Below are 22,114 nucleotides of genomic sequence, written 5' to 3'. Positions count from 1 at the left end.
TCCTGAAATAAGTTGACACTTATTTCGATTAAAACGCCCGATGCACCGCATCGGGCGTTTTGTATTGTAGGGCCATGTGCGGCCGCCTCTGATTATATAGCTGGATGGACTGTTTAACCATCATCGCCGCCTCGTTAAGATCTTTGGGTATTTGTAGAAGATATTCATTCTTCAAAATACCATTAACCTCTCTGCTAGGGCATTCTGATAGCAGTCGTATCCATCTGTCATCGAACAGGTGACGCTGTACTTCTGATGAATCGCCTGATAGTGCCCTGAGCAGTACTGGATACCTCTATCAGAGTGATGAATGAGAGGCTTGTCCGCGCATTGCCTTTGCTTCAAGGCCAAGACATACGCCTGTGACACCGCATCAGCGCGCAATGTGTCATGCACGTGATACCCGAGAATTTTTCGCGAGAACGCATCGGTGACAAGACTGAGGTAGGCTTCACCCTGGCGCACCGGCAAATAGGTTATATCCGCTACCCATAACTGTTCAGGGCGCTGCACAAGCGTCTGATCTGCGCCGGGTTTGGTCAAGTTAGGATGGCAACGAAAGCGATGATGACTTTGCGTGGTTTTATGGTAAGCCCGTTTTACCGGGACTAACAGCCGGTGTTCGCGAAGCAGGGCAAACAATCTGTCCCGCCCCGGGATGTAGTCGATTCCAGCCTGTTTCATCAAATGATGCAGTTTGCGTCCACCTAGGCGAGGCTGAAGCATCCGCTCTTCACTCACAAATGAGAGAATTGCCACATTGCGCTCAGCTACCTGTGCTGCACGGCTCCAGTAACGGTAATAGGCTTGGCGAGTGATCCCTAAAAATTGGCAGGCATGCGCAACCTTTAATTGGGCGACGATTTTTTGTTGGATGACCTGCCGAGCGGCTTTTTTACCACTTTCACTCCATAGTCTTTCTTCAAGACATCCACAACTGCTTCAAAAAATTGTGCTTTTTGCTGGCTAACTGCCAGCTCTCGTTCAAGCTCTTTAATCCGCTGCTCTGGTGTCAAAGTAGTTTTTTTATCAGACATAAGTACTCCTTGCCTTGCCTGATGGTTGGGAGTTCCGCCTGACCAATCTAACCGACCATGCTTACGAAGCCAAACTAAAACCGTACATTTGCCCTGGATGCCATAGCGAGTCTGAGCTTGTTTATAGGTCATCTCCCCCTTTTCGATCTGGTCAACAACGGCCAATTTAAAGGCTAGGGAGTAATCACGCTGGGTACGCTTTTTATCAGGATTCATAACACTCTCCAATTGTCTTTATTGAAAAGTGTCAACCTTATTTAGGACGGGTCATTGCAGCAATTTAAGGGCTCGATTAGAGCCCTTTTTTGTGGAGATTATTGATCGGCTAGTTTTTTCATATTTTCATTAATTTTGAATAATACGATCAACAGCTCACACCAGATGCGCGCACCAACAGCTCCCGCCAGCATGGTAAAGATTCCCATAAGAAAACTGCCAAAACCACCCGTAAACATCATACCTAAACCAGAAACCAGCGCGGCGCCTAATAACAACCAGTAAACCAGAGTAATGATTTTAGGCGTTAGCATTGAATCTAAAAACAGGATATCTCTCACTTAGTTTTCTCCTTAACATTTAATAATAAGTGGATGATCAACCAACATCCCTTTCAGTTTTTGTTTTACTCCAGAGCCTGAGGTGAGATACATGGATGTATCACAAACAGCTGTCATACTGCTTTAGTTGACGTCTTTTCAGCTCTTAACCGGCGAAGATAAAAGATCAACAAGCCCTAGTTTGGCAATAAATGAACATCATTTTCAATTCCGTGTCATACCAAATAGGATTGGAATTAACCTCTCTCTACTGATGCCCAACATATCTATTGCCAACGCGTATAATGCCAGTTCTCTGCTTACATTTCTTGGTCGACGTCACGGAAAAATGAATTGAAACAACCCGCAACTGTCGAAAACATGCCTGATGATATTGCTCCCTATTCACCGGAAAGCCGTGTTTCATTAAGAAGAATGCGTGCCTGTCATGAGTGTGATTGGGTGGTGGTATTACCTGCATTACGTCCTGGTGAGCATGCCACCTGTCCTCGTTGCGAACATATATTGGTACGTCGACATTTTCGACCAGCTCAGCGCAGTATGGCTTATGCCATCAGTGCATTAATTGCATTGATTCTGGCAATCTCGTTTCCTTTTGTGAGTTTTGAAGCCAGAGGCATAAGCAACAATATTGAGCTTACTCAAACCGCCACCAGTATGATTGGTTTCCATCAACCCATGGTTGCACTCATTGTGGCACTAACGATCATTGTATTGCCGGCAGTTTACCTATCAGGGGTGATTTGGTTGCAATTTGGTTTGCTCCGGGGAGATCCATTTCCATTTAGTCGTGGTATTGCCCGTTCACTAGCACATATGCATCCCTGGATGATGGCGGATGTATTTATCATTGCCGCCCTAGTCAGTTTGATAAAAATCGCTGGGATGGCACAGATTGAATTAGGAATTTCATTCTGGGCATTTTGTGCCTTTGCAATTTTACTGTTAATGACCACGCGCTCTATTGATGCCGACTGGATGTGGTTTTCACTTGCGGGTGAACCTCAGGCCCCAAAAGGTATTCGCACAGGCGAAACGGCAGCTTCACAAGGTTTGGCAGGTTGCTCAACCTGTGATTTGATAAATGAACTGTCCGAGTCCGGTCATGGACATTGCCGCCGCTGTGGCGAACCGCTGCATCTCCGTTTACCACATAGCCTGCAACGTACCTGGGCGCTTTTGGCGGCAGCAATTGTGATGTACATTCCTGCAAATGCCTATCCTATTATGACAACAACGGTGCTGGGCCAGACCCAACCGGCAACCATTATTGGTGGCATTATTGATTTGTGGCAAAAGGGCTCCTGGCCAATTGCAGCAGTAATCTTTTTTGCCAGTATTCTGGTTCCTGTCGGCAAGATGCTGGCGTTGATCTGGCTGTCATTTGTGGTACGTAAAAGTAGTGAACTCAGCGCTAATAGCCGAACCAATTTATATCGTATTACCGAATTTATTGGTCGCTGGTCCATGGTAGATTTATTTGTAGTCGCTATACTGGTGGCATTGATTCGGGCAGGAAACTTAATGTCTATAACCCCAGGTCCGGCAGCACTAGCATTTGGCGCTGTCGTTATTTTAACCATGTTAGCAGCGATGACATTTGATCCACGCCTGATATGGGATACACCTACTACAAGCAAAAAAAACAGCACTCCAAGGAAACCGTGAATGAGTGATTCCCCTGTCTCTAATGAAGACAATCTGACTGACCAGCATCGAGCAAAATCAGGCAGACAGTCTCGTCTTTCCCCCATCTGGATTGTGCCGATTGTCGCAGTCATGATTGGTTTATGGCTGATATATGACAACTACAGTCGTATAGGGCCCAGAATTACCTTAACGATGTCAAATGCAGAGGGGATAGAAGCTGGCAAAACCATGATCAAAACGCGCAATGTGGATATTGGTCAGGTTGAACAGGTGCGTCTATCAGAAGATTTAACCCATACATTAATCATTGCGCGTATTAATCCAGAGGCCGAACCGATGCTGGTCGATGACTCCCGCTTCTGGGTCGTAAAACCGCGTATAGGTCGAGAAGGGATCAGTGGCCTTAATACAGTTCTATCTGGCGCTTATATTCAATTACAACCCGGTGAAAGTAAGATCGAACAACGTGAATTTGAGGTGCTTGAACAACCGCCTATTTCAACTCTCGGTGTGCAAGGTTTACGCATTAATCTGATCAGTCAGCTGGGCAACTCACTACGAGTAGGTGACCCCGTGACTTATCAGGGGTTTAATGTGGGCAGGGTTGAAAGCGCTGAGTTTGATAGCGAAAAGCGTGAAATGCGCCACCAGTTATTTATTGAAAGCCCTTACGATGTTCTTGTCACCGAAGGAACCCGTTTCTGGTCTGCCAGTGGCGTCGATTTAAAATTGGATTCCGAAGGTTTCAAAATCAATATTGCCTCATTGGAAGCATTATTAGGCGGTGGCGTGACATTTGGAGTCCTTGAGGATTTACCAGTCGGTTCTCCTGCCCCACCCGATAGTATTTTTACCCTTTACGGTGATGAGGAGAGTGCACGTCAGGAAGCTTATACTCAATACCTTGAATATGTACTGTTAATCGAAGATACCGTCCGTGGCCTTTCCAAAGGGGCGCCGGTTGAATTTCGTGGCATTCGTATTGGTACCGTTTCGAGTGTACCCTGGAAATTCACCTCACCCGAACGCAATGCGCAGAGCGGCTTTGCTATTCCGGTGTTAATCCGCCTGGAACCTCAACGCTTAGGCGGTAGTGAAAAAGTTGATATCAAAGACTGGGCAGCTCGCTTCGACCGCATGTTGAATGCCGGATTAAGAGCCACACTCAAATCAGGTAATCTGTTGACCGGATCATTATTCGTTGATCTTAACTTCCAGCGTGATGATACCTATGAGTTTGTTGCCAGAACGTTTGAAGGGCATCAGGTTCTGCCAACCAGTTCAACAGGCTTGGCGCAAATCGAACTGAAAGTGTCGAATTTGCTGGATAAACTCAATCAACTGGAAGTTGAACCGATTCTAACCGGCATGGATCGTAATCTGGAAAGCTCCGAAACCATGTTGAACGAAATCAGGGTGTTAACCGCCAGCATTCAAACTTTGGTCAATGCTTCTGAAACGCAGCAAATCCCTGAAAATATTAATCAGACACTGACCGATATTCGAGCCACTTTGCAGGGACTCTCGCCTGATTCATCTGCTTATCAAGAGATGACGGGCACCCTGCAACGTTTGGAAAAACTGCTGCGTGATCTTCAGCCAGTCGCACGTACTTTGGGCGAACAACCCAACGCACTGATTTTTGATCGTCGTGAAAGCGACGATCCTCTACCACGAGCACCAAAATAATCGGGATTATTTATGTTGATAACAATCAATAAATTGTTTTTTAGCTTATTGCTGGTATTGAGTTTACTTGCTTGTGCCAATCAAGCAATTAATACACAACGATATACCCTGCCAGAAACCTTTCAATCCTCTGATCAGGCTTCAACGCCTGATGCACAAGTCCTTGTAATAGGCTCTATTAGCCTGGCTGAGTTTCTTGACAGCGAACAGATTGCGTTGCAAATGGATGACATTACTCTGCATCAAGCCAATGAGCATCTTTGGGCAGAAAACCTGGGCCAACAAATACGGCGTGGATTGCGTAGTCGATTGAGCAAACAACTCCCAGAGTTGCTGGTGCTGTCAGATAGTCGGGGATTAAAACAAACGGCGTGGAATTTACAATTGGATATTGAGCAGTTTCATGGGCATTTTACTGGCAAAGCGGTGACCAGCGGACAATGGCGTTTACGCGATCACACAGGCGAATTGATTGTCCTCTCACCCTTTCACATTGAAACAACTCTGGCAGCGGATGGTTATCCAGCTTTAGTGCGGGCATTAGGTAGCAACTTGGATAAATTAGCTGAAAAACTAGCTACTGAAATCACAAAATATTGATTTAAATTGGGTGAGATCAATATGATCTCACCCTCTGAACCTGATTGAAATTACTTAATCCACACCTGTTTGGCGTTCACAAATTCATGGATTCCATGTGGCCCGAGCTCTCGGCCAAAACCGGATCCCTTGATTCCACCGCTGGGCAATCGAGGATCGGTTTTCACAATGCCATTTATTGCAACCTGACCAGATTGAAGCTGCATGGCCAGATGCGAAGCCAATTCGGCATTTTTAGTCCAGATGCTTGCGCCTAAACCGTATTCCGTGTCATTGGCCATTTCCAGTGCGTGTTCGTGATCTTCTGCTTTAATCACCGCCATAATTGGCCCAAAGGTTTCCTCACGAAACGCACACATTGTGGGAGTCACTTCAGTCAGCAAGGTGACCGGGTAGAAAAAACCATCGGTATCCGGTAATTCGCCTCCTAATAAACATTTCGCACCTGCCGCAACGGTATCTTCCACCTGACGATGCAGATTCAGTTGCAAATCCTTGCGAGCAATCGGCCCGATATCGGTACTAGGTTGTAATGGATCGCCCATTTGCAATTTTTTGAGTCGATTTAATAGTAGTTCGACAAAATGGTCGTAGATTTCAGCCTCGACAATAATTCGTTTTGCGGCAATACAGGACTGTCCTGCATTAATGATTCGTGACAGAGTCACCACATCCGCGGCCGTTTCCAGATCAGCATCAGCCAGAATAATACTGGGATCCGAACCACCCAGTTCCAGAACACAGGGTTTGATTTCACTGCCTGCAATTTCAGCTACTTTCCGGCCTGCACCACCAGAACCGGTAAACGAAACAGCCATTATGCGTGGATCCCGAATCGCTAATTCTACTTCTGGGGTTTCCAGGGGCAAATTCACCATAATATTTTCCGGTGCGCCAGCTTTAACAAAGGCATTTGCGATTGCCTGGGCTGTTTGCGGCACATGGGGATCGTGTTTCATCACACAAGTATTGCCTGCCATCAGCGCGGGTGCCAGATAGCGGAATGCCAGCCATAATGGTGCATTCCAGGGCAGAATGCCCAGCAATGTGCCCAAAGGTTGATAACAGACATAACTAAGTGATGCATCCGATTCGATAGTGTCTCTGGCCAGAAACTTTTCGGCATTATCGGCATAGAATTCTGCACAAAAGGCTGCTTTTTCAACCTCTGGTACCCCTTCTCTTATTGGCTTACCCATTTCCAAAGCCATCAGTTGTGCCAGATCATGTTTTTCTGCACGTAACTGTCTGGCGACTGCACGCAACACTTCACCACGTTCCTCAAAACTGCGATCACTCCAGTCAGCATAAGCTGCACTGGCCTCACCGATTCGGGCATACATTTCATGTTTTGTGAGACAGGGGAAACTATCGATTTTTTTTCCGCTATACGGATTTGTTGCTGTTAGCATGTTGACCTCTTTAATTAGCTAGCGGATTTCTGAGAACGCTCAATTTGTTTGTCAGCTTTCACTTCGCTTTTTGGGCTTTTATCAACCGAGATGAGCTTTTGTTTGCCCTGATCGGCTTTCACCACAAAATCCCGATCCATGGTGAAAAAGGACTCGCAGCCATCTTCGGTAATATGAATGGTGTCAGAGATACCACAGGTTTTATCCCCATCAATGCCCCACATCCACGGGATAATGTGAAACGTCATGCCAGGTTTCAGCACAGCAGATTCACCTTGTTTGAGACTAACGATATACCCTTCATCCCAGCTGGGTGGAAAGGCGATACCAATTGAATAACCCGACCGGGTCACCAGCCGTGCACCAATATCATTTTTAGTAATGATATTACGAATCATATTGTCGGCATCGGATACGGTCATGCCAGGCTGAAAATTCTTATGTACTGCGTCCAGCGCCATTTTCATAATTTCCTGGGCTTTATACATTGATGGGCTTAATGCACCCAGAACAATTGTGCGCATCATTGCGGTGTGATACCGGCGATAACATCCCCCCACCTCAAGAAAAACATGTTCATTTGGTTGAACAATACGGCCTTCCCAAGTGGCATGACCAATCATGGTGCGTGGTCCGGAAGTCACATACGGCATCACCGCAGGTGGTTCACCTCCTGCTCTAAACATTGCTGCGCTGATTGCCGCACCAATTTCATTTTCAGTAACGCCTTCCTGCACAGCGTCAATACCGGCTTGCATACCTGCTTCAGTGGCTCTGGCAGCATTCTGCATCAAGGCAATTTCCATAGCTGATTTGCATACCCGCCCTTCCTCTACGATGCCAAAGCAATCCAGTAGTTTGCCATCGGTCAAAGTGGTATGAATGCAGTCCTGATGATAGGCAGGGAAAAAGTAGCTGTTACGTTCATATCCAATGCGTTTTTTATCCAGTCCAAACTCACGCAGTGCATCGACCAGCATCTGAATGGCATCGCCAGTATCAGGATACGGCCGGGTAATCTCTACCCAGGTCCGATGGATTACATTAGATTCTTCCAGTTTACGGGTAATCATGAACGGTTCATCTTCCAACGGCACTACCAATGCCTGAAAAAATGAATAGCCAGTCGTCTGATAATCCGTCAGATACATAATATTTTCAGGATCGGAAATGACCACAGCATCCATATGCCGTTCGGCAATACGTTCTCTTAACTCGCGTAGTCGTCGCTCGTATTCTTCAAACGGAAAAGTCATATCATCACGCTGTCTCATGCGGCTTCCTCCATTTGCATGACTCTGTCTGTTACTTCAACCAGAATATCCAGTCCCGTCTTTAAGTCAGATTGGGGCGTGGTTAATGGGGGGATCAATTTGACAACACGGCCACCGGTACCACAGCTGGCAATCAGTAACCCGGCATCAAAACACTGATTCACAATCGCTTTGGCTCTATCTCCATTGCCGACGTCCAACCCCAGAATCATGCCTTTACCGGTCACATTCACTTCCGGATACCGCTGCGCCAATGGTGCCAGTGCTTCAGCCATTTGCTGGCCGTTGGTTTTGACTTCTTTCATCAACTCATCATTGTCAAAATAAGTCAGTGCCTGATCACCAGCGACAAAGGAAATATCCTGGCCTCTGAAAGTGCCAGTATGTTCACCGGGCGACCAGTGTTCATCAAGTTCCGGCTTCACCAGATTCATCGCCATCGGTGTGCCCATGCCACCAATACCTTTGGCCAGGCAGATAATGTCAGGGTCAATACCCAGATCATCAAAACTGAAAAACGAACCGGTTCGGCCAACGCCCACCTGAATATCGTCGACGATTAATAATGCCCCGACTTCTTTGGCCAATTTTGCCAGGGCCTGCAACCATTCTTTTGATGCTACCTTCACACCGCCTTCTGCCTGTATCGTTTCAAGTAAAAATGCTGCGGGCGGAGCAATACCGCTGGAGCTGTCTTTATAGATTGCTGTTAACTGATCAATACTTTGCATTCCACAACCCAGTTCACAGCCCGGACATACCTCTTCACAGCCAAAGGCAAAATGTTTCACATGGTTCAGCGGCACACCGGCTGCATTACGGAAGTACTGATTTGCCGTGGCGCTCAGTGCCCCCAGTGTCATGCCATGAAAGCCATGACTGAAAGCCACGACATCCTGACGACCGGTAACTCTTCTTGCCAGTTTCATTGCGGCTTCCACCGCATTGGTTCCGGTAGGCCCCATAAATTGCATTTTATGCGGCATATTGCGAGGTTTCAGAATGGTATCGGTGAAGTGCTGCATAAACTGTCGTTTAGCAGTGGTGTGCATATCAAGGCTGTGCGTCACGCCATTTGATTGAATGTAATCGACTACCGCTTTGGTCATACGCTGATTGTTATGACCGAAATTTAACACACCGGCACCCGCAAAAAAATCAATATATTCCTTGCCGCTTTCATCAGTCTGGCGGGCATTAACCGCTTTATCGAATACCACCGGATATACTCGGCAATAAGCGCGGATCGCAGACTCTCTTTCTTCAAAAATACTCATTTAAATCTCCTCTTGAACACGTCACTGGGACGATTTAGGGCAGTTCCTCCGGAACAGGTACGCCAACTCCGACCAGGCGCGAAAACAATCGTGTGACCGCCGGTATCAGGCGATCGTTAAAGTCGTAATAAGGGCTGTGACATGGCACCTGGTGATCGGGGCCATCATCACTGCCAATCAACGCAAATGCGCCGGGAATATGCTGCAGGTAATAACTGAAATCTTCGGAGGCCATAATCGGTGTCGACGTAACAAAATCCAGTGAATCAGAACCGTTAATGTCCTGCCATAACCGCCGCATGTTTGTAGCCTGTACCGAATGATTAATGGTTGCGTCATAGCGGGGAAAATTTTCCACTTCAGCCACCACACCATAACTCGCGGCAGTTTGCTGGCTGATCTCAGTGATAAACCGATAGATTTCATCACGGGTTTTTCTGTCTGGGACCCGGATGCTGCCGCCGAGAACAGCATTTTGCGGAATCACGGTAGGCGCACTTGACGCTTCGATTGAAGTGACACTGATCACCGCAGCCTGCTGAGGCGCTAGCCGACGACTGATAATCTGTTGCAGGTTAAGGGTAATCGCACTGGCCGCTAACACTGGGTCACGGCACAGTTCCGGCTGGCTGGCATGGCCGCCTTGCCCGTGCAGCGTGATTTTAAATGTGCCATTTCCACACATCACCAAACTATCGGGACAAAGCATTTGACCAAATGAAATAGCCGGCCAGTTGTGCCAGCCATAAATTTCGTCAACCCCCTCAAGCGCGCCATCGTTGATCATTTCTCTGGCACCATGTCCCCCCTCTTCGGCGGGCTGAAAAATCAGGCTGACCGGTCCATTCAGTTGCGCTTCGTGATACTTAAGCCATTTTGCTGTCGCTAATAAGGTTGCAGTGTGACCATCATGACCACAGGCATGCATACACCCCTCATTCATTGAGCTCCAGGCTTTTAAAGTGGCTTCGTGAATAGGTAATGCATCCATATCACCGCGCAAGGCAATGTGCGGCCCAGCCGTTCCATTAGGATTCAGTACACCGACCGTGCCAGTGCCTGCACAGCTACGCCAGCTAATATTCAGTGAGCTGAGAATTTCGCGTACACGCTCAGCGGTGCGATGTTCCTGCCAGCCCATTTCCGGATGAGCATGGAGTTCGCGGCGGATTGTTTCAGCTGTGGTGATAGTGTCTTGCCAGACATCTGACATGAGCCCTCCCCTGTTTTGGACCGAGCAACAAAATTGTCGGGTGATCCGTTATAAAACCTTGTCTGTTAACAATGTGACTTTTTAGTGCAATTTGCAATGCAATATTATGGTTCTGCTGCAAAGCCAGCATTTTTTAAATGAAAGGCAATTGCTATGCCACTAGTGACTGGTTGAATAATATTTGGTTCAACTAACGTGTATTCTGGATCAATTGAATCTCACAACCACTTCATTTTACTACCAATACTTTTCTATGCTGATATGACCTGGTTCGCGTCGGCTATGCTTTGTGAGCCCGCGTTTTAACAGCACATTCATCGTATCCTGCACCATATCCGGGTTACCACAAAGCATGACATGACTCTCATTATCGATACGTCCGCCAGCACGTAACTCAAGTTTGGAGTCCATTATCGCTGCAGGAATCCGCCCCGGAATAGCGTAGTCACATGCCTCTCGACTGACCATTGGAATATAACTGAATTGATGGGTATGCTTTTCGGCGATGTTGCGGATCAGTTGTTGATAGGTCAACTCTTCCATATAGCGCACAGCATGGACCAGCGTTATCCGTTCAAATTGTTGCCACACCTCGGGTGTTTTAATAATGGATAAAAAAGGACCAATGCCGGTACCGGTCGCCAGTAAAAATAACTTTTTGGCTGGCGGCAGTTGTTTAAGGGTTAATAACCCTGTGGCCTTGGTAGCAACCTTGATGCTATCTCCAGGATTAAGCTTTGCCAGCTTTGTTGAGAATATTCCGCCTGGGACTTCAATAAAATAAAAATCCAGCGGTTGTTCGCCAGGTGCATTCACCAGCGAAAATGGTCGACTGACCTCTTCACCGTCAATGTCCAGTGCCAGTCGGGTAAATTGTCCGGCTTCAAACGATGCCAGGGGGGCCTCAACCCTCAGAGAATGTATAGTGGAGGTCCATTGTTTATTTTCTACCACCCGACCTTCTTGCCACTTTGACATGGATATCTCCTGATTAGCGTTTATTGAATGACCATATCAACTTCTACTAGGTTGCTGCAAAACAGAATCATTAATTTATTCATCGATTCAATTGCGTCGCAATTATCTTGATTCACTATTACCATTGCTAGTGAATAAAATAACGGATGTATTCCACTTCAGTAACCAGATTGTATGGCTATTTTGTACTATCATATGTAGTAATTACCTTTACATGCATTAATGAGAAATCCTATGAATTCAGTACTGGATATGCAGGCCTTAAAAGCTGCAACAGTTAACACCGTACCTTTCCCTTTTTTCAAGGTGGAGCGATCGATCCGTCAGGATGTGCTGGAGCGTGTGATTGGTGATTTCCCTGACATCGGTGACGGGGGCAGTTTCAACGTTGATGATGTGTCAGTAAATCCTGATTTCAAAGCGTTCCTTGACTCCATCGACAGTCCAGAATTCAGACAAGTTATCTGTGAAAAGTTTGATGTCAAAGTGATGGATCTACCGATGATGATGACCTTAAGAGGCTATTCACGACAAAAAGACGGGCGCATTCACACAGACTCCAAAACCAAGCTGGTCACCATTTTAATTTATCTGAATGAAAGCTGGGATGCTGCCACGGGACGCTTACGAATTTTAAATAATGCACAGGATATGCAAGATTATGTCGATGAAATTATTCCCGGTCCTGGCTCATTAGTCGCGTTTAAAGTGACTGATAACTGCTGGCATGGCTATCCTAGTTTTGAAGGTACACGCCGCTCTATCCAGATAAACTTTCTGACCAGCGAAGCCGCTGGCAACAAACATCGTTTTTTTCACAAATTAAGCGCCAAGCTTAAAAACTGGTTGAGAAAACGCAAAGTAAAGGCGGTTTAATCAATGTCCTATCTTCAGGATCCGCGAGTTTTATTCGCTGCAGAGCGCACATTACTCGCCTGGAATCGCACTGGATTGACGTTTATCATGTTTGGTTTTTTGATTGAACGTTCAGGTTTGTTGATTGAAGTATTAGCAAATGGTCAGGAACACTTGAACACCACCATGACTTTTGTCATAGGACTGGCGTTTATTCTACTTGGCAGTGTGACCACCTTGTATGCTGCCAGACAATTTCAGCGTGTGTTAAAAACACTTGGGGAATCTGAATTTCCCGAAGGGTATCGGACGCAATGGGGCGTCATTGTTAGTTTAATTGTTGCATTGCTGGGTAGTCTGTTGGCTATCAGCCTGTTCCTCACCTACAATTGAGTCCCATAATATGTCTAAATGGTTATTACTAAGTATTGCTATTATTGCCGAGGTCTTCGGAACCAGCTTTCTCAAAGCTTCTGAGGGGTTTACCCGATTCTGGCCATCTGTAGCTGTTATCGTAGGTTACATCGTCGCTTTTTACTTTTTAGCTTTATCATTAAAAGTCATTCCTGTCGGTATCGCCTACGCGATCTGGGCAGGTATTGGAGTGGTATTAATCGCTTTAATAGGTTGGATTGTGTTTAGTCAGAAGCTGGACACCCCTGCCATCATTGGCATTTCAATGATTTTAGGCGGCGTAGTGGTGTTAAATGTCTTTTCCAGTAGCTTGACGCATTAAACTCTTCAAGTCAGCCTTATTTCAGGAGATAGTTTCCAGCAGGATTCGGGGTATATCCGCCCTACTGCGTTAGAAATGACTTATGTAGAATACCAACACCTCACGCCCACTTGGACAAAATAAGCTTCCAGCAGTGATAGCTATGACACAAACCCAAGCATGATGTATTTCTGCTTTAAAAAGCCCAATGCAGGGCATCACTTTTCGGATTTTTTATGAGCTCGTCAGACCCATCGCAAAACAAAATTGAAAACGGCCCATTAATGGATGCAAATTCATTGGGTCATGCATTACGTTACGCATTTGCTGGCCGGCTGGCGTTGCCTGATGGACATTTACCAGAAGCCCAACATATCGTCCCGAACGATTTTGTTGGTGTGGGCGTCACCACCTCCGAGGATCCCGCTGTCGATGATTATATTCTGCAGCAACTTGCTGAGCTGCAGATTAAACAGGTCCGCCTCGATTACACATATGGTGATGAAGGTGGCCCGGTAACACGGTTACTGGAACGGTTACTGGCGACCGATATCAAAGTGCTATTACATCTGGTTCAGCCCTTTACTGAAGCGCAACAAATGAAAACCGGCAGCGCACAACTGCGCTGGCGTGAATTTGTGCAAACCGCCGCCAGCCGGTTTGGGTCACGAGTCACAGCGATTGAAGTGGGCTCAACCAGTAACCGTCGTCGCTGGGCGGGTTATGACACCGAAAGTTTTTTTAATGCCTGGCGGATTGCCTATGAAGAAATAAAATCCCGTCATATCAAGATTGCCGGACCGAATATTTCTGATTTTGAACCGTTGCATAACATTGCTGTATTAACCCGCTTACGCCGTGATAATCAATTACCCGATATCCACACCAATAATCTGTTCAGTGAGCGGGTGACCGAACCGGAACGCTTTGACCATCGTATTTTTGGCACTAAGCTCGCCATGCGTTTAAAAGTGAATCTGGTCAAAAAAGCTCGGATTCTGAAAAAGATCAGCAATGATTTTGGGGTAACTGAATTTATATCGCCAGCAGCTTTCTGGACATTACCGAGGATTCGGCGGGTTTTGGTCAATGGCGAAGAAAAACAAGCAGATTATTTAAGTCGTTACCTCACTTTACTCGCTGCTTCCGGTGCAATGCAGCAGGCTTATTGGGGACCATTCATTTGTCATCGAGAAGGACTAATTGATGACGGTTATGAGGTTTACCCTGAGCTGGAACGCATTACGCATTACCGCTCAGTACTGGGAAAACGCGAGGATTTCCGTCTGCGTCCGTCATTTTATGCGATGCAGAATTTTATTCGATTGATCCCTGGCAGTTTGTATGAAGGGCCATTAGCGACGGCCGAAGCCATTGAAGTTCATGCATTTCGAAACAACGATAAATTAATCCATGTGTTATGGACCGCAAATGGTCAGGCAATGCCAATGCATGCCTTATATGCTCCTGCACAACTGGAGGATGTTGAGATTATTTCCCGTGATGGAACGACTGTCAGTGAAAAACCCGAGTTTGTCACCGAAACTCCCGTATTCCTCTGCTGGTCATCTGATACAAAAATTCAGTTAAAAGCAAGTCCTAAGGCCCGGGAACGCATATCATTATATCGTCATGCCCCTGGTAAAAATTTGTACGGATTTGAGCAGGATGGCTGGAAAGGTGTACTGATTGCTGAAAATGCTTCACAGGCGGAAGAGCTGAAACTGAAGCTACACCCGGCCTATCTTCCCAAAGCAACCGAAGCAAACACCTTACGCAAAGCCCGAAATATTATCTGGCGTATCGATAATCTGCTGGATCAGACCGTTGTCGCAAAAAAACCATTACGTATGCCAGCACATAAACGGCTGCTTGATAAATTTAAACCGTGTAAGTCCAGACGCAGCTGGAATGCCGCAGCCGAATTATTACGCCGAGGAATTCCCACAGCTCTGCCTATCGCCTACTTTGAACAGGCAGATGATAAAACACTGACTGAAAACTATTATCTGTGCGACATGGTTGATCATGACTTTTCCGCCAGGGATATTTTGACGGCATTTAATGAAGGTGCAACCGAATACCAGGGTGTCAGAGAAGACGATTTATACGAGCAACTCAGTCAATTCCTGTTGGATTTGCATGGGCGTGGGGTGTTTTTCCGGGATTTGGCTGGCGGGAATATCCTGATAAAAAAACAAGCCGGGGATAAACTGGGCTTTACGCTTATCGATATCAACAGGGCGCGTTTTTTCAACCGTAATGCGACATTATCCGAGCGTTTGTCGGATCTCACGCGGATTTGCAACAAACTACACTGGTCAGGGCGGGAAAAACTGGTTGGACATTATCTTCAACATACCAAGTATAAATTGCTGTTTAACTTCCGTTGCCGTTTACCGTTTTACCTTTATGATTTTAAAGTTAAATTCAAACGTCGCTATGGACGCAAGGCTATTAAACGCCTGTTCACTAAACTGCGTGGCAACCATTAAAAGCCGGTGACTTTTATTCAGTAACAACTCGGCGTAGATTGAGGTCTGTTGATCATTAACGATAAATAGATCCTAGGGCTTGTTGAACTTTCATAGCCGCCTCTGTTGTGACTCTGAAAGATCAACAAGCCCTAGAGTTCTGCTAATTAAGGAGAACCTGCAATGACGCTGGAAAATGTTACTTTTGTTCTCGGCTGGACCACATTTCTAAACTATCTGGCATTGATATTCTGGTTTACGTTTTATGCTGTAGGCAGTGACAGAATTTACCGGTTACATAGTCGTTGGTTCGTCATGACTCGAGAGCAATTTTCACAACTGCATTATCTAGGCATGATGATTTATAAATTAGCCATTTTTTTGTTTTTGCTGGCACCTTATATTAGCTTGAAATTTGTGCCATCATAAGCTCGCCTGTTACGGGCTGTTGATCGTTCAACTTCAACAGCGGTGGTGACTCTGCAAGAGCAACAGGCCCAGATAACCAATTATTTTCCCCAACTTCACCTCAACTGATGCCGTCAAAACATGTCGGTAGCTTTTGTGCGTGAATAAACTTGTTTAATGGAGTTTATTGTGAATTCACAACCTGACATTATTATTTCTGAACTCGATTACAGCCGTATCGACAATTTATTGCGGGCTACACCAGGCATTGCGACAAATATCAAATCAGCATTGTTAACCGAACTCGAGCGTGCTGAGCTGGTTGCTCCAGAACAGATTCCGGCAAATGTGGTGACAATGAATTCTCAGGTAAAATTTTCAGTTATCTCTACCGGGGTAACTTTTACGCTGAAATTGGTCTATCCAAAAGATATGGATGACTCTGGTAACACCATCTCAATTTTAGCGCCGGTCGGCAGTGCCATGCTGGGATTGAAAGAAGGCGATGAAATTGACTGGCAGGATGGTCATGGTGGAATGTTGCAAGTCAGAATTGAAACCATAGAATACCAACCAGAGCGTGCAGGTGAATATCACCGATAACTCTGATCAAATGCATCTGGAGTTTACTATGTTTAAAAAGTGGCTGGCCCTGCTGTTGATTTTGTTTTTCAGTGCTTGCAGTACTGAAGAAGCTGATGAACGTCACGTGATTATTGACGATTTTCCGGCCAGCTACAGCGGCACTTTGCCCTGTGCTGATTGCCCGGGTATTGATTATCGTCTCAATTTATTCGCAGATAAAAGCTATTATCTGCAAATGCATTATCAGGATTCAGGCGAAAATTCGACCTTTTATCAACTGGGGCAATGGCAGCAAAATTCGGATCAGTTGAGGCTGCTTTCGGACGATCCACAGCAAACAGCTTTCCAGATTGAAAAAGATGGCAACATTCGTCTTATGGATCAGGAGTATGTTTTGATTAACAGCCCTTTGAATTATGAACTTCAACGGGACAATGACTTTTACGCGGTCTATCCGAACATGCAGTTTCACGGTATGTACAACTATATGGCGGATAGCGGAGTCTTTAAGGAATGCCTTACCGGTCAGCGTTGGTTTGTCGCCCAGGAAGCGGATAACGCAGCACTTGAATCGCTGTATCTGGAATATATCGAAGCGCCTAATCAACCAATATTAGTTGAAGCAACCGGTCACCTTGAACCAAGAGCCAACAGCAATACTGGAATATTGCAGCCAACGTTGATTGTCACAAAGGCCGATGATATATGGCCTGGAGAAACCTGCGGTCAATTAGGCTTCAATGAAAGTTTGCTGAATACATACTGGAAACTGACCCGATTGAATGATGAGCCCGTTGACGTTTATCAAGATCAGCATGAACCCTCGCTTATTTTAGCCACTGAAGATAATCGTCTATCGGGATCGGATGGCTGTAATCGAATCATGGGGACTTATCAACTTCGTGAAGACAAGCTGAAATTCAGTCGTATTGCCAGCACGATGATGGCGTGCCCTCAAGGTATGGAAACGGCTCAGGAAGTTCATTTTATGCTCGAAAAAGTGCGTTATTGGCAAATTGAAGGACAACATCTTGAGCTGGCTGATGTGGAAGGTAATGTGATGGCCCGATTTGAAGCAGTACATCTGCAATAACCATGAAGTTAATCTTTCGCGGATCTAATATTCTAGAAGCCCATATTGTTGCAGGCTTGCTGGATGCGCATGGCATAGAATCACATGTTGCAGGACATTATCTGCAAGGCGCTGTAGGCGACTTACCTGCCACTGATTTCGCCCATGTATTGGTAAATAATGACGATGTCGAAGCAGCAGAAAAACTGATTCGGGATTATGACGCCGGTAAATTTGCCAGTGGTGAAGACGATGGATCTTAATTCTTAATTAGGCTGAAAAAAGTTTTTAGCCTGCGCAGAATCGATATGGATCTGTTCAATCAGCTGTTCCAAACTGGCAAATTTCTGTTCTTCACGCAGTTTTTTCAGAAAATAAACCTGTACGTGCTCACCATAAATATCACGTTTAAAATCAAAGAGATGTACTTCAAGTAGTGCCTTATCGCTACCTGAAATAGTGGGTCTGACACCAATATTGGCCACACCATTTACCGGCTCTTCATCAATGCCATAAAGTTGTACCGCATAAACACCGTTTAACGGTACTTTTGCTCGATGCAAATGAATATTGGCTGTCGGATACCCCATTTTACGGCCACGTTTATCACCATGCGCGACTCTGCCACTCATCCGGTAAGGACGACCTAATAACTTCTCAGCCACTGCCAAGTCACCGTCCTGCAACGCTTCGCGAATTCTTGTACTACTAACTCTCATGTCATCAATGGCGAAAGTATGCATGTTAACAACCTGAAAACCATGCTGTTTCCCTACTTGTTGCAATAAGGCAAAGTCACCCTGTCGATCTTTACCAAAACGAAAATCATCACCAACAACCAGGTAACGAACATTCAGGCCTTCAACCAATAATTTCTGGATAAAGGTTTCGGCCTGCATTTCAGCTAATTGACGATTAAACCGCAACACACAAAGTTTCTGGATTGAGTAAGCTCGTAGCGCCTCAACCTTTTCACGAAACCGCGATAATCTGGCCGGTGCTTTTTCCGGCACAAAATATTCAAACGGTTGCGGTTCAAAGGTGATGACCACCGCGGGCAAATTAAGCATATCCGCTTTCATTGCCAATTGCGTCAGTACAGCCTGGTGCCCCAGATGTACACCATCAAAGTTACCAATCGTCGCCACGCATCCTTGTGCAGGATCGGGCAAATTGTGTAAGCCGCGGATGATTTTTGGCATGAATAGTTCAGTGTAAAAGGAAAACACAACAGACTAACGGGAAATTAGCAAACATTCCAGCGGGCATGTAAGCTTCGATTAACTTATAATGTGTCGTTAACGCGAGATTTGTACAGAGGCCAATATGGTGGCAAAACGCAAAAAACTTGAATATGAAGCGGCAGTCAGTGAGCTTGAATCACTGGTAGAACGCTTGGAAAAAGGCGATATCAGCCTTGAAGAATCATTAAAACTTTATGAACGCGGTGTATTACTTACCCGTGATTGTCAGGAAGCATTACAAGCTGCCGAGCAAAAAGTACAAATGTTATTACAGCAATCCGGCCAGTCTGCTTTAGTGGATTTTGATCCAGACTCCGAGGCATCGTGACAAAAACGTTTTCGCTTTCTGACTGGATGTCTTCGCACCAGCAACGTATCAGCCTGGCTTTGCAACAACGATTACCCAATCAAAACGTTATAGCCGCTGCACGGTTATCAGAAGCCATGCACTATGCAACGTTGAACGGAGGGAAACGTTTGCGGGCCATGTTGGTTTATGCAACAGGTGAGGCATTTAATGCCAATACTGATGCCCTGGACTCAGCGGCCTGCGCCGTTGAGATGATTCATGCCTATTCCCTGGTTCATGATGATATGCCAATGATGGATGATGATGATTTGCGCCGAGGTAAACCCACTTGCCATAAAGCCTATGATGAAGCAACTGCTTTATTAGTGGGTGATGCATTGCAAAGTCTGGCGTTTGAATGTCTGACCGAAAACGATTTGCCGGCAGATCAGCAAATCGCTATGGTTAAATGCCTGGCACAGGCTTCCGGTGTTATGGGAATGGCCGGGGGCCAAGCCATCGATCTGGCTTCGGTGGGTAAACAACTTAACCAAACAGATCTGGAAGCCATGCATTTATTGAAAACCGGCGCTTTGATCCAAGCCAGTGTTTTGCTGGGAGCTTACTGTGGTAAAAATTACAGTTCGATGGATTTAAAATATCTCAACAATTATGCCACAGCTATTGGCCTGGCATTTCAGGTGCAAGACGATGTATTGGATGTGATCGCGGATACTGCTACCTTGGGGAAACAACAAGGTGCAGATATTGCTCGAAACAAACCTACCTACCCCGCTTTAATGGGACTTGAAGCCGCCCAGCAAAAGGCGCAGATGCTGGTGAAAGAGGCATTGACAGCATTGAATAATCTCGGAAATGAATGTTTAGCTCTGCGGGCACTGGCAACGTTTGTCGTGCAACGAACCTTTTAATCACATTGATTTAACATGACAAGTTTACTTGCACAAATCGACTCCCCTGCCCAATTACGTCAATTAGAACGTAAACAATTGGATCAATTAGCGATCGAAATCCGCGAATTAATAATTGATCAGATTCAGCAAACGGGGGGACATATTTCGTCAAATTTGGGGGTTGTCGAGCTAACATTGGCTCTGCATTATGTGTTTAACACCCCTGAAGACCATTTGGTCTGGGATGTTGGTCACCAGAGTTATGCTCATAAAATCCTGACAGGACGTCGAGACCAACTGCATACCATGCGTCAACCCGGAGGACTTTCCGGTTTTCCCAAGCGCAGTGAAAGTGACTATGACAGCTTTGGTGTCGGTCATTCCAGTACATCAATCAGCGCCGCTTTAGGCATGGCGATTGCCGCTCGGGCCAGCGGCTTACCAAGTCGTTCTGTGGCCATTATCGGTGATGGTGCACTGACAGCAGGTCAGGCATACGAGGCGTTGGCTCATGCCGGTGATCTGAATGCTGACATGCTGGTCGTACTCAATGACAATGAAATGTCGATATCCAAAAATGTCGGTGGCATGGCTAATTATTTAGCCCGACTACTTTCTGGTCGTTTTTATCGCTCTGCCCGCGAAAGCAGCAAGAAAATGCTGGAAAAAATTCCGCCTGCGTGGGAGTTCGCAAGACGTACCGAAGAACACGTCAAAGGCATGATGGTGCCAGGTACGTTATTTGAAGAAATGGGGTTCAATTATATTGGCCCGATTGATGGCCATGATCTTGACACCTTGATTACCACGTTAAGCAATCTGCGCAACAGCAAAGGTGCTCAGTTCCTGCATATTGTGACCAAAAAAGGTAAAGGCTTCGAACCTGCTGAGCAGCAACCCTGTAAATATCATGGTGTAAGCCCTGCCAATAGCAATAAAAAATCCGGTCCAACCTTTACCCAAGTATTCAGTCAATGGCTGTGTGATATGGGAGCAGCTTCTGAAGATCTGATTGCGATTACACCCGCTATGTGTGAAGGCTCCGGTCTGAATGCTTTTGCTGAACGGTTTCCAGAAAGATATTTTGATGTCGGCATTGCAGAGCAACATGCCGTTACGTTAGCGGCAGGCATTGCTTGTGAAGGCAAAAAACCGGTAGTTGCCATTTATTCAACCTTTCTGCAGCGCGCTTATGATCAATTGATTCATGATGTGGCTCTGCAAAACCTGCCGGTGTTATTTGCTATTGATAGGGCGGGATTGGTAGGCGCTGATGGGCCAACACACGCCGGAAGTTTTGATTTAAGTTATCTGCGTTGTATTCCGAATATGCTGATAATGACACCCAGCGATGAGAACGAATGTCGGCAAATGTTAACCACCGGATATCATCATAATGGCCCTGCCGCAGTGCGGTATCCTCGCGGTTGTGGCAACGGTACGGCGATAGAACCACAACTGAATAGCTTGCCCATCTGTAAAGCACAAACCCGTCGGACAGGCAAAAAGACCGCCATTCTGGCTTTTGGCACCTTATTGCATACAGCACTTGACGCTGCAGAGCAAATTGATGCCACAGTGGTGAATATGCGTTTTGTTAAACCATTGGATACCACGCTACTGGATGAAATTGCTGCCAGTCATGAATTGATTATCACTATTGAAGAAAATGCACTGATGGGCGGAGCTGGTAGCGCGGTAAATGAATATTTTCAACAGCAGGGTATTGAGACACATTTGCGGATGATGGGCTTGCCTGACCACTTCATTGAGCATGGTGATCATGACCAGATGCTCAGTGCCTGTGGGTTGGATGCAAGTGGCATTATCGATACCATCAATCGTTATTTTGCGTAATAATAGCCTGTTCG

At 46.0% G+C, this 22,114-nt stretch carries 21 protein-coding genes and 1 pseudogene; 14 read left to right on the top strand and 8 right to left on the bottom strand.

Annotation, left to right across the window (positions count from 1 at the left end):
* Positions 1–28 precede the first annotated feature (28 nt).
* Both B3S93_RS10355 and B3S93_RS10350 read right to left on the bottom strand, forming a co-directional pair.
* Positions 29–1,253: pseudogene (locus B3S93_RS10355) on the bottom strand (IS3 family transposase).
* 98 nt (positions 1,254–1,351) lie between these two features.
* Positions 1,352–1,594: a DUF4282 domain-containing protein gene (locus tag B3S93_RS10350; protein ID WP_292401870.1), complete on the bottom strand. Its 243-nt coding sequence runs from the start codon at positions 1,592–1,594 to the stop codon at positions 1,352–1,354.
* Between the two features lie 333 nt (positions 1,595–1,927).
* Between B3S93_RS10350 and B3S93_RS10345 the strand changes: the two genes are divergently transcribed.
* Genes B3S93_RS10345 through B3S93_RS10335 form a run of 3 tightly spaced genes read left to right on the top strand, consistent with a single transcriptional unit; the run spans position 1,928 to position 5,533 of the window.
* Positions 1,928–3,262 (top strand): paraquat-inducible protein A, encoded by a 1,335-nt coding sequence (locus B3S93_RS10345; RefSeq protein ID WP_292401867.1) that lies wholly within the window; start codon positions 1,928–1,930, stop codon positions 3,260–3,262.
* Entirely contained in the window at positions 3,263–4,933 is a 1,671-nt protein-coding gene (gene pqiB / locus B3S93_RS10340; RefSeq protein ID WP_292401864.1) for an intermembrane transport protein PqiB, read from the top strand. It begins immediately after the preceding gene.
* 12 nt (positions 4,934–4,945) lie between these two features.
* Positions 4,946–5,533: a PqiC family protein gene (locus tag B3S93_RS10335; protein WP_292401862.1), complete on the top strand. Its 588-nt coding sequence runs from the start codon at positions 4,946–4,948 to the stop codon at positions 5,531–5,533.
* Positions 5,534–5,583: 50 nt separating this feature from the next.
* On the opposite strand, the gene B3S93_RS10330 is transcribed toward B3S93_RS10335, so the two are convergent.
* The 5 genes from B3S93_RS10330 to B3S93_RS10310 form a co-directional block, all read right to left on the bottom strand.
* On the bottom strand, positions 5,584–6,945 hold the full coding sequence (locus B3S93_RS10330) for an NAD-dependent succinate-semialdehyde dehydrogenase (RefSeq protein ID WP_292401859.1): 1,362 nt from the start codon (positions 6,943–6,945) through the stop codon (positions 5,584–5,586).
* 14 nt (positions 6,946–6,959) lie between these two features.
* Entirely contained in the window at positions 6,960–8,219 is a 1,260-nt protein-coding gene (gene doeA, locus B3S93_RS10325; RefSeq protein ID WP_292401856.1) for an ectoine hydrolase, read from the bottom strand.
* The gene (locus tag B3S93_RS10320; RefSeq protein ID WP_292401854.1) at positions 8,216–9,496 is read right to left on the bottom strand and encodes an aspartate aminotransferase family protein; all 1,281 of its coding nucleotides are present in this window, start codon (positions 9,494–9,496) and stop codon (positions 8,216–8,218) included. Before B3S93_RS10320 ends, doeA begins: the two co-directional genes overlap by 4 nt.
* A 34-nt stretch (positions 9,497–9,530) precedes the next feature.
* Positions 9,531–10,709 (bottom strand): N(2)-acetyl-L-2,4-diaminobutanoate deacetylase DoeB2, encoded by a 1,179-nt coding sequence (gene doeB2 / locus B3S93_RS10315; RefSeq protein WP_292401851.1) that lies wholly within the window; start codon positions 10,707–10,709, stop codon positions 9,531–9,533.
* A gap of 237 nt (positions 10,710–10,946) precedes the next feature.
* On the bottom strand, positions 10,947–11,687 hold the full coding sequence (locus B3S93_RS10310; RefSeq protein ID WP_292401849.1) for a ferredoxin--NADP reductase: 741 nt from the start codon (positions 11,685–11,687) through the stop codon (positions 10,947–10,949).
* 234 nt (positions 11,688–11,921) lie between these two features.
* Between B3S93_RS10310 and B3S93_RS10305 the strand changes: the two genes are divergently transcribed.
* The 8 genes from B3S93_RS10305 (at position 11,922) to B3S93_RS10270 (ending at position 18,059) form a co-directional block, all read left to right on the top strand.
* Positions 11,922–12,563 carry a 2OG-Fe(II) oxygenase gene (locus tag B3S93_RS10305; protein ID WP_292401845.1) on the top strand — a complete coding sequence of 214 codons (642 nt, stop codon included), beginning with the start codon at positions 11,922–11,924 and terminating at the stop codon, positions 12,561–12,563.
* 3 nt (positions 12,564–12,566) lie between these two features.
* Positions 12,567–12,935 carry a YidH family protein gene (locus B3S93_RS10300; protein ID WP_292401841.1) on the top strand — a complete coding sequence of 123 codons (369 nt, stop codon included), beginning with the start codon at positions 12,567–12,569 and terminating at the stop codon, positions 12,933–12,935.
* A gap of 10 nt (positions 12,936–12,945) precedes the next feature.
* Positions 12,946–13,278 (top strand): SMR family transporter, encoded by a 333-nt coding sequence (locus tag B3S93_RS10295; RefSeq protein ID WP_292358054.1) that lies wholly within the window; start codon positions 12,946–12,948, stop codon positions 13,276–13,278.
* A 215-nt stretch (positions 13,279–13,493) separates the two neighbouring features.
* On the top strand, positions 13,494–15,752 hold the full coding sequence (locus B3S93_RS10290; protein WP_292401837.1) for a lipopolysaccharide kinase InaA family protein: 2,259 nt from the start codon (positions 13,494–13,496) through the stop codon (positions 15,750–15,752).
* Between the two features lie 162 nt (positions 15,753–15,914).
* The gene (locus B3S93_RS10285) at positions 15,915–16,160 is read left to right on the top strand and encodes a DUF6868 family protein (protein ID WP_292401835.1); all 246 of its coding nucleotides are present in this window, start codon (positions 15,915–15,917) and stop codon (positions 16,158–16,160) included.
* Positions 16,161–16,328: 168 nt separating this feature from the next.
* Positions 16,329–16,742, top strand: a complete 414-nt coding sequence (rnk, locus tag B3S93_RS10280) for a nucleoside diphosphate kinase regulator (RefSeq protein ID WP_292401831.1) — start codon at positions 16,329–16,331, stop codon at positions 16,740–16,742.
* 28 nt (positions 16,743–16,770) lie between these two features.
* A complete protein-coding gene (locus B3S93_RS10275) occupies positions 16,771–17,817 on the top strand; it encodes an META domain-containing protein (protein ID WP_292401828.1) in 1,047 nt (348 codons plus the stop codon).
* 2 nt (positions 17,818–17,819) lie between these two features.
* Positions 17,820–18,059, top strand: coding sequence for a DUF2007 domain-containing protein (locus tag B3S93_RS10270; protein ID WP_292358049.1), 240 nt, complete (start codon positions 17,820–17,822; stop codon positions 18,057–18,059).
* Between the two features lie 3 nt (positions 18,060–18,062).
* Here the strand turns inward: B3S93_RS10270 and ribF are convergent, their stop codons facing one another.
* On the bottom strand, positions 18,063–18,998 hold the full coding sequence (gene ribF / locus B3S93_RS10265) for a bifunctional riboflavin kinase/FAD synthetase (RefSeq protein WP_292401825.1): 936 nt from the start codon (positions 18,996–18,998) through the stop codon (positions 18,063–18,065).
* Between the two features lie 124 nt (positions 18,999–19,122).
* Here ribF and B3S93_RS10260 point away from each other — a divergent pair, with 124 nt between their 5' ends.
* The 3 genes from B3S93_RS10260 to dxs are packed head-to-tail and all read left to right on the top strand — an operon-like array spanning position 19,123 to position 22,100.
* Positions 19,123–19,368, top strand: a complete 246-nt coding sequence (locus B3S93_RS10260; protein WP_292358047.1) for an exodeoxyribonuclease VII small subunit — start codon at positions 19,123–19,125, stop codon at positions 19,366–19,368.
* A 26-nt stretch (positions 19,369–19,394) separates the two neighbouring features.
* Positions 19,395–20,261: a (2E,6E)-farnesyl diphosphate synthase gene (gene ispA / locus B3S93_RS10255; protein ID WP_292402380.1), complete on the top strand. Its 867-nt coding sequence runs from the start codon at positions 19,395–19,397 to the stop codon at positions 20,259–20,261.
* 15 nt (positions 20,262–20,276) lie between these two features.
* Positions 20,277–22,100 (top strand): 1-deoxy-D-xylulose-5-phosphate synthase, encoded by a 1,824-nt coding sequence (dxs, locus tag B3S93_RS10250; RefSeq protein ID WP_292401822.1) that lies wholly within the window; start codon positions 20,277–20,279, stop codon positions 22,098–22,100.
* Positions 22,101–22,114: the final 14 nt, after the last annotated feature.

The organism is Methylophaga sp. UBA3613, assembly GCF_002375415.1.
Classification (GTDB): Bacteria; Pseudomonadota; Gammaproteobacteria; order Nitrosococcales; family Methylophagaceae; genus Methylophaga.
The sequence above is the reverse complement of the archived record's forward strand: the minus strand, read 5'-3'. Positions and strand labels throughout refer to the sequence as shown.

Coding starts and splice junctions, on each gene's coding strand:
- B3S93_RS10285 (WP_292401835.1), top strand. CDS start 15,915: ATGACGCTGGAAAATGTTACTTTTGTTCTCGGCTGGACCACATTTCTA.
- B3S93_RS10270 (WP_292358049.1), top strand. CDS start 17,820: ATGAAGTTAATCTTTCGCGGATCTAATATTCTAGAAGCCCATATTGTT.
- B3S93_RS10330 (WP_292401859.1), bottom strand. CDS start 6,945: ATGCTAACAGCAACAAATCCGTATAGCGGAAAAAAAATCGATAGTTTC.
- B3S93_RS10275 (WP_292401828.1), top strand. CDS start 16,771: ATGTTTAAAAAGTGGCTGGCCCTGCTGTTGATTTTGTTTTTCAGTGCT.
- ribF (WP_292401825.1), bottom strand. CDS start 18,998: ATGCCAAAAATCATCCGCGGCTTACACAATTTGCCCGATCCTGCACAA.
- B3S93_RS10335 (WP_292401862.1), top strand. CDS start 4,946: ATGTTGATAACAATCAATAAATTGTTTTTTAGCTTATTGCTGGTATTG.
- B3S93_RS10300 (WP_292401841.1), top strand. CDS start 12,567: ATGTCCTATCTTCAGGATCCGCGAGTTTTATTCGCTGCAGAGCGCACA.
- doeB2 (WP_292401851.1), bottom strand. CDS start 10,709: ATGTCAGATGTCTGGCAAGACACTATCACCACAGCTGAAACAATCCGC.
- B3S93_RS10310 (WP_292401849.1), bottom strand. CDS start 11,687: ATGTCAAAGTGGCAAGAAGGTCGGGTGGTAGAAAATAAACAATGGACC.
- B3S93_RS10305 (WP_292401845.1), top strand. CDS start 11,922: ATGAATTCAGTACTGGATATGCAGGCCTTAAAAGCTGCAACAGTTAAC.
- B3S93_RS10320 (WP_292401854.1), bottom strand. CDS start 9,496: ATGAGTATTTTTGAAGAAAGAGAGTCTGCGATCCGCGCTTATTGCCGA.
- B3S93_RS10295 (WP_292358054.1), top strand. CDS start 12,946: ATGTCTAAATGGTTATTACTAAGTATTGCTATTATTGCCGAGGTCTTC.
- doeA (WP_292401856.1), bottom strand. CDS start 8,219: ATGAGACAGCGTGATGATATGACTTTTCCGTTTGAAGAATACGAGCGA.
- B3S93_RS10290 (WP_292401837.1), top strand. CDS start 13,494: ATGAGCTCGTCAGACCCATCGCAAAACAAAATTGAAAACGGCCCATTA.
- dxs (WP_292401822.1), top strand. CDS start 20,277: ATGACAAGTTTACTTGCACAAATCGACTCCCCTGCCCAATTACGTCAA.
- pqiB (WP_292401864.1), top strand. CDS start 3,263: ATGAGTGATTCCCCTGTCTCTAATGAAGACAATCTGACTGACCAGCAT.
- ispA (WP_292402380.1), top strand. CDS start 19,395: ATGTCTTCGCACCAGCAACGTATCAGCCTGGCTTTGCAACAACGATTA.
- B3S93_RS10260 (WP_292358047.1), top strand. CDS start 19,123: ATGGTGGCAAAACGCAAAAAACTTGAATATGAAGCGGCAGTCAGTGAG.